Source organism: Paenibacillus haidiansis, from assembly GCF_036553665.1.
GTDB lineage: Bacteria > Bacillota > Bacilli > Paenibacillales > Paenibacillaceae > Fontibacillus > Fontibacillus haidiansis.
The window spans coordinates 913,464-928,506 of sequence record NZ_JAZHPZ010000001.1; the positions used below are offsets into that span (position 1 = coordinate 913,464).

13 protein-coding genes are annotated in these 15,043 nt (G+C 54.4%); 1 reads left to right on the forward strand and 12 read right to left on the reverse strand.

The annotated features are described in order from the left end of the window. Positions 1-1,998, reverse strand: coding sequence for a glycoside hydrolase family 127 protein (locus V3851_RS04175; protein WP_331845211.1), 1,998 nt, complete (start codon positions 1,996-1,998; stop codon positions 1-3). 133 nt (positions 1,999-2,131) lie between these two features. On the opposite strand from V3851_RS04175, the gene V3851_RS04180 reads away from it, so the two are divergent. Beyond that, positions 2,132-3,007: an AraC family transcriptional regulator gene (locus V3851_RS04180; protein ID WP_331845212.1), complete on the forward strand. Its 876-nt coding sequence runs from the start codon at positions 2,132-2,134 to the stop codon at positions 3,005-3,007. A gap of 93 nt (positions 3,008-3,100) precedes the next feature. Here V3851_RS04180 and V3851_RS04185 read toward each other — a convergent pair whose 3' ends face one another. The 11 genes from V3851_RS04185 to V3851_RS04235 form a co-directional block, all read right to left on the reverse strand. Next, positions 3,101-3,673, reverse strand: coding sequence for a spore coat protein (locus V3851_RS04185; RefSeq protein WP_331845213.1), 573 nt, complete (start codon positions 3,671-3,673; stop codon positions 3,101-3,103). Positions 3,674-3,763: 90 nt separating this feature from the next. Then, positions 3,764-4,225 carry a disulfide oxidoreductase gene (locus V3851_RS04190; protein WP_331845214.1) on the reverse strand — a complete coding sequence of 154 codons (462 nt, stop codon included), beginning with the start codon at positions 4,223-4,225 and terminating at the stop codon, positions 3,764-3,766. A 22-nt stretch (positions 4,226-4,247) separates the two neighbouring features. After that, on the reverse strand, positions 4,248-4,964 hold the full coding sequence (locus V3851_RS04195) for a DsbA family protein (protein WP_331845215.1): 717 nt from the start codon (positions 4,962-4,964) through the stop codon (positions 4,248-4,250). Positions 4,965-5,141: 177 nt separating this feature from the next. Then, entirely contained in the window at positions 5,142-5,780 is a 639-nt protein-coding gene (locus V3851_RS04200; RefSeq protein WP_331845216.1) for a 50S ribosomal protein L25, read from the reverse strand. Positions 5,781-5,959: 179 nt separating this feature from the next. After that, the gene (gene ptsP, locus V3851_RS04205) at positions 5,960-7,672 is read right to left on the reverse strand and encodes a phosphoenolpyruvate--protein phosphotransferase (RefSeq protein ID WP_331845217.1); all 1,713 of its coding nucleotides are present in this window, start codon (positions 7,670-7,672) and stop codon (positions 5,960-5,962) included. Beyond that, the gene (locus V3851_RS04210; protein ID WP_331845218.1) at positions 7,665-7,940 is read right to left on the reverse strand and encodes an HPr family phosphocarrier protein; all 276 of its coding nucleotides are present in this window, start codon (positions 7,938-7,940) and stop codon (positions 7,665-7,667) included. The genes ptsP and V3851_RS04210 overlap by 8 nt, the downstream gene beginning before the upstream one ends. 91 nt (positions 7,941-8,031) lie before the next feature. Further along, on the reverse strand, positions 8,032-10,107 hold the full coding sequence (ptsG, locus tag V3851_RS04215; RefSeq protein ID WP_331845219.1) for a glucose-specific PTS transporter subunit IIBC: 2,076 nt from the start codon (positions 10,105-10,107) through the stop codon (positions 8,032-8,034). 230 nt (positions 10,108-10,337) lie between these two features. Continuing rightward, positions 10,338-11,183, reverse strand: coding sequence for a glucose PTS transporter transcription antiterminator GlcT (gene glcT / locus V3851_RS04220; protein ID WP_331845220.1), 846 nt, complete (start codon positions 11,181-11,183; stop codon positions 10,338-10,340). A 144-nt stretch (positions 11,184-11,327) separates the two neighbouring features. Further along, positions 11,328-12,866, reverse strand: coding sequence for a flotillin family protein (locus V3851_RS04225; protein WP_331845270.1), 1,539 nt, complete (start codon positions 12,864-12,866; stop codon positions 11,328-11,330). Between the two features lie 12 nt (positions 12,867-12,878). Beyond that, entirely contained in the window at positions 12,879-13,421 is a 543-nt protein-coding gene (locus tag V3851_RS04230; protein ID WP_331845221.1) for a protease, read from the reverse strand. A gap of 137 nt (positions 13,422-13,558) precedes the next feature. Beyond that, positions 13,559-14,722 carry an iron-containing alcohol dehydrogenase gene (locus tag V3851_RS04235; RefSeq protein WP_331845222.1) on the reverse strand — a complete coding sequence of 388 codons (1,164 nt, stop codon included), beginning with the start codon at positions 14,720-14,722 and terminating at the stop codon, positions 13,559-13,561. Positions 14,723-15,043 lie beyond the last annotated feature (321 nt).

A 15,043-nucleotide genomic window follows, 5' to 3' on the forward strand; every position in this document is an offset into this window, starting at 1 on the left:
TTATTGCTCTCGTACCCACACGGTCATTTCGCCTTCCCCGCGGTTTGCCCAAGCGTAGTAAGGGATAAACTTGACCGTTTCGCGTTTCGCCTCCGGAGTCGGCTTGTCACTGTACAGTTCCCCGTTCCAGTCCGATTCGCGAAGCCGGAGCACCTCGGCCCGGACGGTAACGACGTCGCCCAACAAATCCTCCCGCCCGGCTTCCAGTTGGACCTCCCGAGGCAGCATGATCTCATGCAGATTCGGCCCGTTGTCCGCCTGCTCGAGGCAATAAACAAGCGGTCCCCGCTGCAGAGCGACCTTGCCGGCGTTCGCGCGTACCAGGGGATGGCTGTGCATGCGCAGTACCGGCATATCGAGATTCAGCTCTACGAGATCGCCGGGCTGCCACGACCGCTCGATGACGGCATAGCCGTTCACGACCGTTCCTGCGTCCAGCGGATAAGCCGCGCCGTTCACCGTCAGCACAGCCTGTTTGCACCAGCCCGGAATCCGCACGGCGAGCGCGAAAGCGCTGCCCGCTTGCTCCGGGGTCACCTCCAGCGAAATGCGCCCGTCCCAAGGATAATGGGAGGTTTGCTTAATGCCGACCTGCTGTCCGCCGACCTCGAGCTTCGCTTCCCCGCCGATATACAGATGGGTGTAAATGCTGTCTCCTTGCACCGTGTAAATGTATTCGCCCAAGGAGGCGAGCAGCCGGGCCACGTTAGGCGGGCAGCAGGCGCAGCCGAACCATTCCTGGCGCACCGGCTTGACATGGTCGTACTTCCGGTTGCCGCCGCCGCACGCCTTTGGATCGACCTCCAGCGGATTGACGTAAAAGAAATGCTTGCCGTCCCGGGACATCCCTCCAACAACGGTGTTATAGAGCGCTCTTTCCATCACATCGGCAAACTGCGCTTCCGGCGAAATCCGCAGCATCCGCTGTGCGAAGAAAATCAAGCCGATGGAGGCGCAGGTTTCGGCATAGACCGTATCGTTCGGCAGATCGTAATCGAAAGAGAATGCCTCGCCCTGCGGCATAGAACCGACCCCGCCGGTAATGTACATCTGCCGGTTCACGATATTGTCCCACAGCCGGCGGCACGCGGCCAGCAGGGATTCGTCCCCCGTCTCGGCGGCCACATCCGCCATCCCGGTCAGCATATAAAGCAGCCGGACCGCATGGCCGATCGCCTTCTCTTGTTCCCTAACGGGCAGATGCGACTGGCTGTATTCCAAATTTAATGCCGCATATCCGTCCGGCCAATGCGATTTCCCGCCGCGCTCCTTGTGCTCATGGGCAAAGAAGCTCGGTTTTTGGCCCCGTTGATCCACAAAATAGCGGCTAAGCCGCAAGTACCTTTCATTGCCTGTCGCTTGATACAGCTTGACCAGCGCGAGCTCGATCTCCTGATGGCCGTCATAACCGGCCAGTTTCCCCGGCTCGGTTCCGAAAACGCTGTCAATATAATCGGCGAACCGGCTGACGACATCCAGCAATTTGCGTTTGCCCGTCGCCCGGTAATAGGCAACCCCCGCTTCGATCATATGACCGGCGCAATAAAGCTCATGGCATTCCGCCAAATTGGTCCATCTTTGGCCGGGTTCTTTGACCGTAAAGTAGGTGTTCAAATATCCGTCTTCCTGCTGGGCCATCGCGATGATATCGATCATCCCGTCGGCGATTTCCTCCAGCGCCGGGTCCGGGTCCGATTCGAGCATATACGCCACGGCCTCCAGCCATTTGGCGACATCGCTGTCCTGAAACACCATCCCGTAAAATTCGCCCTGCTCCAAGCCCGCCGCGATCCGGAAATTGCGTACCGCCCCGCTTGGCTCCGCGCTGTTCACCCGGTCGTTGAGCGCATCCCATTGATACGGAATGACCACGTCGCGCACCAGATTAATATAATAACTCCAAAATTCATCGCGAATGTTCACCCGGTTTAAAGGAACCCTGGAAGAGTGAGCCATCGAAGTTGATTTATGGTTGTGAACCGATTCATTGCCACACATGATGGAGAATCCTCCTTTTTTGAAATATCATACTGACAAGATTCATTCTAACGCATATATTTAATAAATAATATAAATATAATCAACCTAATGTTTATAATATTTCACACAGTAAAAAGGAGGTTCTCACAGCATGAGCCAAGCCGCTGAAATCGTACGGATCTCGGCTCCTCCGGCGCCGTATTTTCTCGAATGCGGCCATACCGTTTACGCTGCCGGAGATCAGCATCCGAACCGGCACAATATCGGGGTGTTCGACTTGCTGTTTGTCGAGTCGGGCATTTTGTTCATCGGGGAAGAGAACCGCGAGTGGGCACTCGGTCCGGGCCAATCGCTTCTGCTGCTGCCGGACCGGTATCATTTCGCCGTAAAGCCGTGCGAGGACCGGTGTTCCTTTTACTGGCTGCACTTTCGGACGGTTTGTGCGTGGCAGGAAACCTCGCCCGCCGTCCCCCCCACGCTGCAGACGGAAGAACATGTCCGTAAATTCGGAGCCCTGCCCTATTCGATCCAACTTCCGAAAATGTGGGATCTTCCCTATCCTGAGCAAACCTATCAGCTGATGGACAAGCTGCTTGGATACTCGGCGGAGCGTCAATCCAGCGCTTATTGGTCTTCGCAGCAGACCTTCGAGGAGCTGCTCCGCATGATGGACCTGCGCCAATTGGAACAATACGCTTCACCGGTCGTCACATTGGCGGAACAGGCCGAAGCGTTCATTAAGAACAACTACCGCTCCGAGTTGACCAGCGAAAGCTTTTCGGAGGCTTTGCACTTTCATTACAATTACATCACCCGGTGCATGAAGCAGGTTTACGGCATGACGCCGAATGAATATTTGCTGCATTACCGGCTGGAACAGGCCAAGCTGCTGCTGCTCAAAACCGAATGGCCGATTTCCGGGATCGCACGCGAGGTCGGGTTCAAGAACACTCCTTATTTCTCCAATCGGTTCACATTGAAAAACGGCTGCTCGCCCCAGCAATTTCGCAAGCAATATTCACATTAAATTGTATATAACGCAACCGACCGCAATACAAAAGCCGTGTTCTTACCGCTATCCATTCTGCGGCAAAACACGGCTTTCTGCGGAGCATATTCCTTAACGGTACATATTCATCGGCTGATGATACGGCACCTCGCGGTAGATCTGCCCCATTGTTTGCAAGGTTTGATCCGGAGCGGGCTGCGCCATATACCAGCCTTTGCGTACCATGTAGCTCCATACTTCATAGGCCTGATGGGAGCACATCCGGAATGCATCTTCCAAAAATACGCGAAGCTGCACCGTCGAGCACTCGAAAGCGGACCAGGCATATTCCCGCCCTGCCCGTTTCAGCGTCAGCAGGTAGGAGGTGGCGATGCCCCGGTCGTCCAGCTGGTTCAGCTTGATCTGCGGCTGAACCGGCTGGTAGCTTGCCGGAGCCTGCATGCCCGGATTCGGCATAGCCTGAATTTGCGGTACGTTCAACTGATCTCGGGAGCCCTGCGTTTTCGAAGCGAATTCCACTTTCATATTATAATCTTGAATATGGACCGCATAGTGACGGGAAATCATATCCCGCAGTTCGGTGTCCTGCGCCTGGTTGAGGAACAGGGCCATACTTTGAATCGAATTCGTGCAGCTCATCAACAATTCATTTAATTCATGCGCTTCATGGGAGCCTAGCAACAAATTGCATACTTCCTTTCGGATGGAATTTGGGAATGCCCCTTCTTATTTTCCCATCCTCGTCCGGAATTATCCCTTGATGCCCTGCGCGTTTTAAGACTCCTGCGGTGCTTGCATCTCTTGAACCGCTTCATCGGCCTCTGCCCCTTTCCGGGCCACGGCCATAAGCACGATGATCAATACGAACGCGACCAGCGCCATCAGCGGAATGGTGATGAAGCCCCACCAGTTCAAATAATCGAAATTGCAGGGAATCCCCACTTTGCACGGGAGCAGCTTGGCCAGCGCCGGAATTTTTTGTTCGGCGTAGTGGTACACCGAGATCGAACCGCCGATCGCACTGAGAGGAATGGCATAGATGGCTGCCGAACGGTCATTGCGGTAAGCGGCGATCCCCAGAATAATGACTTGGGGGTACATGAAGATCCGCTGAAACCAGCACAATCTGCAAGGTTCATAATGCAGTATTTCGCTTAAATACAAGCTGCCCGCGGTAGCTACCAGCGAGACCAGCCAAGCGAGATAAATGCCGTAATTTTTGAACAAAGAAGCCATCCATACTCCCCCTACCGCAAAATTAATTCTTCAAGGCGTCTTCTACGGCCTGTTTGAATTCACTATAGTCGGCGAAGCTGCCGGTGTACTGGACACCGTCGATATAGAAAGTAGGCGTACCTGTGATCTTCAAGTCGTTCGCTTTGCCGTACTGCTCGTTGACTTCATTGAGGTAGGTTTTATTTTCGATATCGCTCCGGAGCAGGTCATAATCGACTTCCAGCCCGATTTCTTCCGCCAGCCCGACCAGCAAATCGGCCGTGGCCCATTCGGTTTGCTCATCGCCCTGATTGTCGTAAATCGCGTCAAAATAAGTCCAGAAAGCGTCCTTGTTCTGATGGTATACGGATTGTACCGCCAGCGCGGCGGTCGTCGAATCCGCTCCGAGAAACGGCAGATTCATAAAGTAAAAGGCGACCTTCCCCTGGTCTATATAATCACTGACGAGCTGCGGCTTGATCGTATCGTTGGCTATTTTGCAGGAAGGACATTTGAAATCCCCGAATTCCACGATCTTTACCGGAGCATCGCTTTGGCCAAGCATCGGCAGATTCTCGTAGTCGAATGAAGCGGCCTTAACGACGGGCTTCGGGTCCAAAGACAATACCACGATGATCAGGACAAGCAAAACTCCCACGGTGGAGAACCAGATCAGTCTTCTTTTCCGCTGCTGCTGCACCAATTGTTCTTTTGCCGATTTCCGCTGCGCCAAGGCGTTCGTCTGTTTTTTCGGCGGCATGAAATCCCCTCTTTCCCCAGAGAATAGTTAAAATTCATAGTTTAATCCTGCAACCATTCTAGTTACAAAATCGGGATTCGTCAAGTTAAGAGATTGGGAGAGAATCGTTTGGTTTTTCCCAGCAAAAAAAGGACGGCCATCCGGCCATCCTCTTCATTGTCGCGGTTTCGCCCGCGATTATTCCTTGGCTTCCGCTTCCGTATCGGCGGCGCCTGCAGACTCCGCTTCCTCGTCCCCGTCCTCGGTATCCCCCTCGATCACCTGCGGCAGAACGACCGAAGCGAGCAATTCATCCCCGGCGGCGATGAGCGTAACGCCCTGCGGCAGGCTCACATCCGCCGCCGTCAATTTATCGCCGATTCCCAGCGCGGTCACATCGGGTTCAATCGTGGCCGGAAGATCGTCCGGCAAGCCTTCCACTTCCAGCTCCGTGGCCTGAATCTGCAGCACACCGCCGGCCTTGGTTCCTTCAGCGGTTCCGCTAAAATGCAGCGGGACCCTAACGCGAATCGGTCTGTTCTTCGATACTTTCAGGAAATCGACATGGACGACATTACCGCCCCGCTGCTGGATCTCTTTGATTAAGGCCGGGAACGTTTCTCCGCCCTCCACCTTCAGATCGAAAAACTCCGAACGCCCCGTCCGCGACACCCTGGTCAATTCTTTGGCGTCGACATGAACCGAAAGGCTCTCCGTTTGGGCTCCATATATGACAGCCGGAATCCGGCCGTTTTCCCGCAGTTGACGTAACGAGGCCTTGGTAAAGTCCTCCCGTCGAGCAGCATCCAAATGCAAGGTTTGATGGGTTGCAGCCATATTGCATCTACCTCCTGATTTTTATGCCATATAACTATCTTACCCAAATTCCGCAGTTCCCTAACAGGATCACGCAAAAAGGGAGAACGGGAGAATGGCTGGCAGGCGGCAAAAAAACCGGCGTCCGTAGACGCCGGTAAATAGGAAGAGACCCAAAATAAACGAGTTGAAAAAAATGCCTATTGTCCGATTCCGCGCACCAATTCGACTACCTCTTCGGCGGTTTGCATTTGCAGCGCTTGTTCGGCAAGCTCCTTCATTTCCGCTTTGGACAGCCGCGAAATTTGCGAGCGGGCCGGAAGAATCGAAGTCGCGCTCATGCTGAATTCATCGAGGCCGAGACCCAGCAGCAGCGGAATGGCCGTGGCGTCGCCCGCCATTTCTCCGCACATGCCCGCCCAGCGGCCTTCCTTGTGGGCTGCGTCGATGACCATTTTCACGAGGCGCAGAATCGCCGGATTATACGGCTGATACAAGTAAGAGACACGCTCGTTCATCCGGTCGGCCGCCATCGTATATTGAATGAGGTCGTTCGTTCCGATACTGAAGAAATCGACTTCCTTGGCGAAATGATCGGCAAGTACGGCGGTCGAAGGAATTTCGACCATGATGCCGAGCTGAATCGAATCGGAAACCTTAACGCCTTCGGCGGTAAGCTTCTCCTTCTCTTCCGTAAGCAGCGCTTTGGCCTGCCGGAACTCATCCAGCGTGGCGATCATCGGGAACATGATCCGCAGGTTACCGAACGTGCTTGCGCGCAACAGGGCGCGCAGCTGGGTGCGGAATATATCGGTCCGCTCCAGGCAAAGGCGTACCGCCCGGAAGCCGAGGAACGGGTTCATTTCCTTCGGCAGATCGAGATAAGGCAGCTCCTTGTCGCCGCCAATGTCGAGCGTCCGGACAACGACCGGCTTGCCTTCCATTTTCTCCAGCACCGTTTTGTAAGCGTTGAACTGGACTTCCTCCGAAGGCAGCTCGCTCCGTCCCATGTACAGGAATTCGGTCCGGTACAGACCGACGCCTTCCCCGCCGTTCTCCAACACGCCGGCCACATCGTTCGGCGTACCGATATTGGCCGCCAACTCGACGTGAACGCCGTCTTTCGACACGGTCGGAAGCTCGCGCAGCTTCTTCCACTCGGCGATTTGCCGGAGATGGTTGTCGCGCTTGGCTTCGTACTCCCGGAGCGTCTCCGGTGTCGGGTTGACGATGACGGCTCCGTCCAGCCCGTCGACGATCAGCATGTCGCCCGAATTTACCCGGGCAAGCACATCCTTCGTGCCGACGACCGCCGGAATTTCCAGCGACCGGGCCATGATCGCCGAATGCGAGGTCCGGCCGCCGATATTCGTCGTAAATCCCTTGACATAATTCCGGTTTAGCTGGGCGGTATCCGAAGGCGTCAGGTCCTCGGCGACCACGATAACCTTCTCGCTGATCTCGGCGGGGCTTACGTAGGAGAGCCCCAGCAGGTGCGTAAGCACCCGCTTGGTCACATCCCGCATATCGGCCGCGCGCTCCTGGAGATAAGCGCTCTTCATATTCTCGAACATACTGACGAATTGCTTTGAAACCTCGTCCAGCGCGTATTCGGCCGTCACAATCTCCGCCGATATTTTATCGCGCACCGGAGTCAGCAGCTCCGGGTCGTTCAGGATGAGCAAATGGGATTCGAAGATCTCCGCTTTTTTCTCGCCCAGCTCCCGGAGCGTACGGTCTTTAATCGCTTCGAGCTCCTGGCGGGACTTTGCCAGCGCATCCTCCAAACGGTTCAGCTCCGCGGCAGGATCTTCCGCTTTTTGGCGCTTCACCGTAAAATCCGGATGAGAAAGCTTAAAAACGGGGGCGATCGCAACACCGGCCGACGCGGCAATGCCGTCGATCTTAAGCATTCACTTCGCCTAACCCTTCGTTGATCATAACGTCGCTAAGCGCTTGGAGCGCTTCGGCGGCGCTTTCGCCTTCCACCACCAATTTGATCGAATCCCCTTTTTCCAAGCCCAGAGAAAGCACCCCAAGAATCGATTTAAGCGTCACTCTTTTGCCGTTCGCTTCGGCGAAAGCTTCGGTATCCTTAAATTTATTCGCCGTGTTGACCAGAGCCGTGGCCGGGCGTGCATGAATTCCGTCTTCATCCGTAATTCTAAAGTTTTTTTCCATGTGATATGCATCTCGCTTTCTTATAAGAATTCTCCCTTTATTGTAAGGGATCGTTGTTGCCAAATCCAATTTCTGCCTTCGTCATGAATACTTAATGGATCGAGATAATATCTTCCTCGCCTTTTTTAAGGGTACCCGATTTCTTCAGTGTCACCGCCGCACCTTCCGGAAGGTTCGAGAAAATGATTGGCGAAATGATCGAAGGCGCATGCTCTTTAACATACTCCAGATCCACTTCCATAATCGGCTGCCCCGCGGCGACAAGGTCGCCTTCATTGACCAGCACCTTGAAGCCCTGGCCTTTCAGCTTCACCGTGTTCACCCCGATATGCACCAGCACTTCCTTGCCTCCGTCGGACATGATGCCCACGGCGTGTTTGCTCGGGAATACGTTGAACACTTTGCCGTATACCGGGGAGCAGATATTTCCGTCATGCGGCAGTACCGCAAAGCCGTCGCCGGTCATCTTCTCCGAAAATACCGGATCGGGAACCTTGGTGATATCCAACAGTTCGCCATTGACGGGCATCACGATGTCCTCCTGGATCACCGCGTCTCCGTCTTGAGCGGCTTGCTGCTCCACGGCCGCCGGTTTCGGCTCTTCGGCCGGAGCGTCGGGCTTGGTCTCGATCCGCGGCGTTTTGCCGCTCATAATATCGGCGATTTGGGATTTGATCGTATCGGACCGCGTCCCGAAAATCGCCTGGATGTTATTCCCGACTTCCAGAACGCCGGAGGCGCCCAGCTTCTTCAGGCGGTCTTTATCGACATTGCCTTTGTCTTTGACTTCCACTCTAAGACGGGTAATGCAAGCGTCCAAGTGGGCAATATTGGGGCCGCCGCCGAGCGCCGCAAGAATGTTATGCGGAAGCTCGTCTTGCGTTACGTTCTTGCCTTGTTGCGAATCGCCCTCGTTCTCTGCTGAAGGGTCTTCGCGGCCCGGCGTCTTCAGATTGAATTTGCGGATGACAAACCGGAAGCCGAAATAGTAGATGACGGCGAGAATCAATCCGACGATGATGACATACCACCATGGGGTGCGTCCCGGGATAACCCCAAAGATCAGGAAGTCGATCAACCCGCCGGAAAAAGTCATGCCGATTTTAACGCCGAGGATATGCATCGTCATAAACGACAAGCCCGCGAACACGCAGTGTACCGCGAACAGCACCGGCGCCACGAACAAGAATGAAAACTCGAGCGGTTCGGTAATCCCCGTCAGGAACGAGGTCAGGGCCGCGGAGCCCATAATGCCCGCTACGTACTTCTTGTGTTCGGGTCTGGCCTCGTGATAAATCGCCAGCGCCGCGGCCGGAAGGCCGAACATCATGAACGGGAATTTACCCGTCATGAACGTGCCCGCCGTAAACGGCACGCCGTCGCGCAATTGCGCCATGAAGATTTGCTGGTCGCCGCGCACCAGCTGCCCGGCGCTGTTAATATATTCTCCGAATTCAAACCAGAACGGCGAATAGAAAATGTGATGGAGACCGAAAGGAATGAGCGCGCGCTCCACGATCCCGAAAATAAACGCGGACAGTGTCCGGTTTTGCTCCAGCATAAAATGCGAAGCCGCATTCAGTCCCGACTGGATCGGTGGCCAGATCACAACCATGATCAAGCCCAGTATCACCGAGGTTGCCGCCGTCATAATCGGAACGAAGCGTTTCCCGGCGAAGAAGCCCAGATAGGACGGCAATTCGATTTTGAAAAACCGGTTATACATGCTCGCGGCGAGTATCCCGACGATAATCCCGCCGAACACACCGGTAGCCAGTGTCGGAATCCCCAGAACATTAGCATAGGCCGGATCGGTACCGACCATGGACGGGACTACGCCGATCACGGAGCCCATCGTCACATTCATGACCAGGTAACCGATGATCGCGGCGAGCCCGGCTACGCCTTCGCCCCCGGCGAGTCCGACCGCCACGCCGACCGCAAACAGCAGCGCTAGATTCGTAAAGACGATTTGCCCGGCATTCATCATGACCGTCGCAATAGCGCTTACGATATGATTATCGAGAGCCGGAACGAGATCGAGGAATTCCGGACTGACCAGCATATTCCCGATTCCCAGCAGAAGACCGGCGGCAGGCAACAGGGCCACTGGCAGCATGAGCGCTTTACCAACCCGCTGCAGAACTCCGAATAGCCTTTTGAACATAAACATCCTCCTACCAAGTAATCAATTGATGTCATAAACAACAAAAAAAGCATGAGCCGTAAAGTTTCGGATCGTATCCCGCTTTAGGGTATAATACCCCACAAAGCAGTTACACAATCAAAAACCTTAATCAACTCATGCCTGATCGAATCAGTTACACATTGTTCAAGTATTTTGTTGTTCAACGCAAAAGATTATAGCAAACCAATTCAATCAGCGCAAGCGCTGTTTTATTGAATTTGGGGAGGCGCCACGCGGTGCAAATGCATCGTAAGATAGCCTGCTTCCGCCGGGTAAACGGGTTTGTTAAGCCGCTTTTCCATGATCTTCGTCAGCTTCCAGGCGAGCGAATACAATTCCGGATATTCCTCTTTGAGCAGGTTATCCAGCTTCTCCACTTCGCCGACCTGCTCTCCGCGCCGGATGCGTTCGATCGCAAACCGCAGGTGCGTCAGAAGGCGGGAATAGTCCAAGGAATTCCGCAAAATCGTAACGTTCAGCTCTTTTTCCACAAGGGATACCAAATCGGCAATGAGCTCGGTATGCCCGCGGACTTCGCTGATATGCCGGTTCGTCATCGCGCTGTTGATATGCAGGGCGACAAAGCCGATTTCGTCTTCTCCCAGATCGACGCCCAATTTCCGATGAATCAAACCGATCGCATACTCCGCCAATTCATATTCGAGCGGGTATATTTCCTTCGTTTCGTACAGGAACGGATTGTGGAATGCGATATCCTGCCCGGCCCGCTTGATGGCAAACGCAAGATGATCCGTGAGCGCGATATGAATATGCTCGTTGAGAGCGGTTCCCGTTCTCTGCGAAATATACGACACGATCTCGCCGATGATCTCGATCAGCCGCTCGTCAACCTCGACAGCAAGCTGTTTGTATTGCTCCTGTTCATGCCGGCTGGTCAGAATAAACATCTTCTCGACCGATTCGAGCGGAATGGAGTCGCCTGTTTTCCGGTTAAAGCCAATGCCTTTGCCGATCACAACCACTTCGCCGTGCTCGGGATGATGAGCAATAATGACATTGTTATTCAACGCTTTCGCCACTTGTAGGCTGTTCACAATTGCACCTCATTTAAACTGCATGATTTCTCCGGAACGCTTCATGCCTATTATAATCGACGTCTCTTATACTTGCCAGCCATTCCTGCAAATAATACAAAAGCATCCCTCCGTTATGGAGAGATGCTTTGTAAATGCCGGTTTTTACAATGACTCCGTGGATGCCGCGCTTTCCAGCAGTACAGACGACTTGGCCGCCGGAACGGGCTCCTTGGCCGGCGATGCCGGCGGCGCCGCCTTGCCTTTCGTCAAGCCTTTGATCAGCTGATCCAGCTCGATCCCGGAGACGTTTTTCAACATTTCCGGAGCGGTCGCCATCAGCTCGGTCACATAATTGCTGACGCGGGCGGCCCCTTCTCCCTTGCCGGTATCCACTACCGTCAGCTTGTCGATAGTCGAAATCGGAGCGGCGATCTTCCCGGCCAGATCGGGCAGCATTTTGACGACGATATCGAGAACCGCCGCCTCGCCGAATTTTTGGAACGCTTCGGCCAGCTTTTCTTTCGCTTCGGCTTCCGCTAGACCCCGCAGGCGGATAATTTCCGCATCCGCCGTACCTTTGGCCCGCTCGGCGTCGGCGATGGCAAGGCCCTCCAGCCGCTTTTGCTCGGCGGAAGCCTTCGCCTGCGTTTCAATGGAGTATTGCAGCGCGTCCGCTTCCTTCATCTTGCGGACTTTGTCGGCCTCGGCGGCCTGCTCCACCGCGTACCGGTCGGCGTCGGCCTTTTTCTTCACTTCCGCGTCATACTGCTTCTGGCGGACCGCAATTTCTTTATCCTGCAAATCGATTTCCCGCTCTTTGCGGACAAGTTCTACCTTCATTTGCTCCTCGACCATCGTTTGCTTGGCCCGGGCCTCTTGAATATGGTAGGCCTGGTCCGCTTCCGCTTTGGCCGTGTCCTGATCCTTCTTAAAGGAAGCCACCTTCAGCTCCTTCTCCTTGACCGCCTCGGCGATATTCGTGTCGCGAAGCAGCTCCGCCTTCTGGCCGGACTCCTCGGCGAGCGCCTTTTGGATTCGCGAATCCCGCAGTGCTTCGGCTTCGGCAATTTCGGCGTCCCGCTTGACCGCCGCGATCCGCGGCTTACCGAGCGCCTCCAGGTAACCATGCTTATCGCGCACGTCCTTAATCGTAAATGAGACGATTTGCAGGCCCATCTTCTTGAGATCGCGCGCCGCCACCCCCTGTACTTCCTGGGCGAACTTATCGCGGTTGCGGTAAACCTCCTCGACCGTCATCGCCCCGAGGATGGACCGAAGATGCCCTTCCAGCACTTCCTGCGCCTCCCCTTTCAGCGACTCGATCGGCTTGCCCAGGAATTGTTCGGCCGCGGTCGCCACGTCCTCCACCGAGCTGCCTACCTTGATGATGGCGACTCCGTCCGCCGATACGGGAACCCCCTGTTCGGTGTATACCTCCGGCGTCATGACGTCCAGTTTGTGGGACAGCAGCGACATGAATTCGGCCTTTTGGAAGATCGGCCATATGAACGCGCCGCCGCCGCGGACGATTTTGATTTTGCGGCCGGAATCGTCCTGGGAGATATTGCGATTCCCCAGGAAAGATCCCGTCACAAGCATCGCTTCATCGGGGCTTACCGTTTTATAGCGCGACCAGAACGCTAATCCAAGCACGATAATGACCGCAATGACTACAAGGGGAATCAGCAAAAAATCAGGCACATTTTCCAACAATTACACCATCTCCTTCTCTTCTTCGCTTTCGTATAGTTCGGATACCCGGGCGACTCCGTCTTTCAAATCGACGATGACAACCAGCGCCCCGGCGGGGATGTTTCGCCGATCCCAGCTAGACGCCGTATAGAGCGTGTTCCCCGCAACGAATTTGACCATGATTTCTCCATAACCTTTGGGAGGGATCGGCACAGTCACTTCGGCCAGCTTGCCGGGCAGCTCGTTATGTGAATACCCGATGGAATTCTCGCTGTTCTCCATCGGCTTCACGTAGGCGAAATAGATGAGTGCGGAGCAGGCCAGCGCGATCAGAGCCGCTATGATCAGAGTCGCGGTCGAGCCCAACTCCGTATACCTGACAAGCAGGATGCCCGCCCCGCCAAACGTGGTGATCGCGGATGCCGATACAACCGGTTTCAAAAAATCCGCCGCAAACGCATCGAACACTCCGTCCAGCCAACTCCCGATTATATCGCCCAGAATCGTGCTGATCAGTGCGAATATCGCGCCGCCGACAAAACAACTCCAGAACAAAATCTCCAAATCGTTCCCCCTTTCCGCCTCGGCTTTTCACTATATGTAATTTGTTACGTAATTAATTCTCCATTGTTTCAATAATTCCCCTGCTATTTGACGAAAAAAAACCTCTCTTTCTCAAGAGAGGTTTACGTTACGCTATATTACAACGAATTTCTGTAAATTTCGAGCACATCCTGCTTCTCAAGCAGAGCAAAGTTGCCGAACGGACCAAAGCGGACCGCTTTCTCGGCCATGGCGTCCAGATGGCTGTCGTCGATATCGTAATCGGCCAAACGGCTTGGCGCGCCGATGGAATTCCAGAAAGCGCGCAGCGCCTCGATCCCTTCCTCGGCAATCGCTTCATCGCTTTTGCCCTCCGGATTGACGTCGAACACATTGACCGCAAGCCGTTTGAAGCGGGCGATGTCATGATGCATAACATGCTTCATCCAATTCGGGAACAGAATGGCGAGTCCGCCGCCGTGCGGAATATCGTATACGGCCGATACGGCATGCTCGATATTGTGGGTCGCCCAATCTCCCGACAAGCCCATATTCAACACCCCGTTGAGCGCCATGGTTCCGCAGAAGAGTATAGTTTCACGGTATTCCGTATTCTCAAGATCGGCGATCAGCTTCGGCGCCGTTTCAATCACGGTGCGGAGTACGGTTTCGCAGAATCCGTCCTGAACCTGCGTGCCTTTTTCCTTGTGAAAATAGTGCTCGAACACATGCGACATAATATCGACCATGCCGTATACCGTTTGATCCTTCGGCAGTGTTACGGTATTTTCCGGCTCCAGAATCGAGAACGCAGGGTAAGCATAAATGCTGCCCCAGCCCAATTTCTCCTTCGTCTCTTCATTGGAAATAACCGAGCTGCCGTTCATCTCCGACCCGGTTGCCGCCATCGTCAGCACCGTTCCGAGCGGCAGCGCGGCTTTCGGCACGGCCTTCCGCTCGGCGAAATCCCACATATCGCCGTCGTATTTGGCGCCCACCGCAATCGCCTTCGCACAATCCAGCACGCTGCCGCCGCCGACCGCCAGCACCAGCTCAATCCCTTTCGTCTTGCACAGCTCGACGCCTTTATGTACCGTCGAAAGCCGCGGGTTCGGCTCAACACCGGACAGTTCCGTCACTTCGGCTCCGATTTCATTCAAAATCGCCGTCACCTTGTCGTATAAACCGCTGCGTTTAATGCTCCCGCCGCCGTAAACCAGCAGCACCTTGCTGCCGTACTGCGGAACTTCTTTGGATAAAGCCTGCAATTGCTCTCTGCCAAATATCAGCTTGGTCGGGTTATGGAATTGAAAACGGTCCATCGCGATACCTCCTAATGTTTCGTATATTGAACAAATCACTCTGATTATACTTCTAATCCGGTCACGAAAACAAACCCTGGAAGAGATCGGCTTGGGTACGGGGAGCTTTGATTGGATTTTTTCCACTCTGTCCGTGAAGCCGGCGTACAATTGTTCTCTTGATTGGACTTTTTCCAATAGAAACACGGTATAGTCGGCTGGGCCCCTTAAATCCGGAGTCCTGACCTACAAGTTTATTGTAAACGCAGTATTGCTTATTTTCTTACGTGTTTACATCGATTTATGGAACTTAGTGGTATCCTTTAGCGTCTTCACCCATGA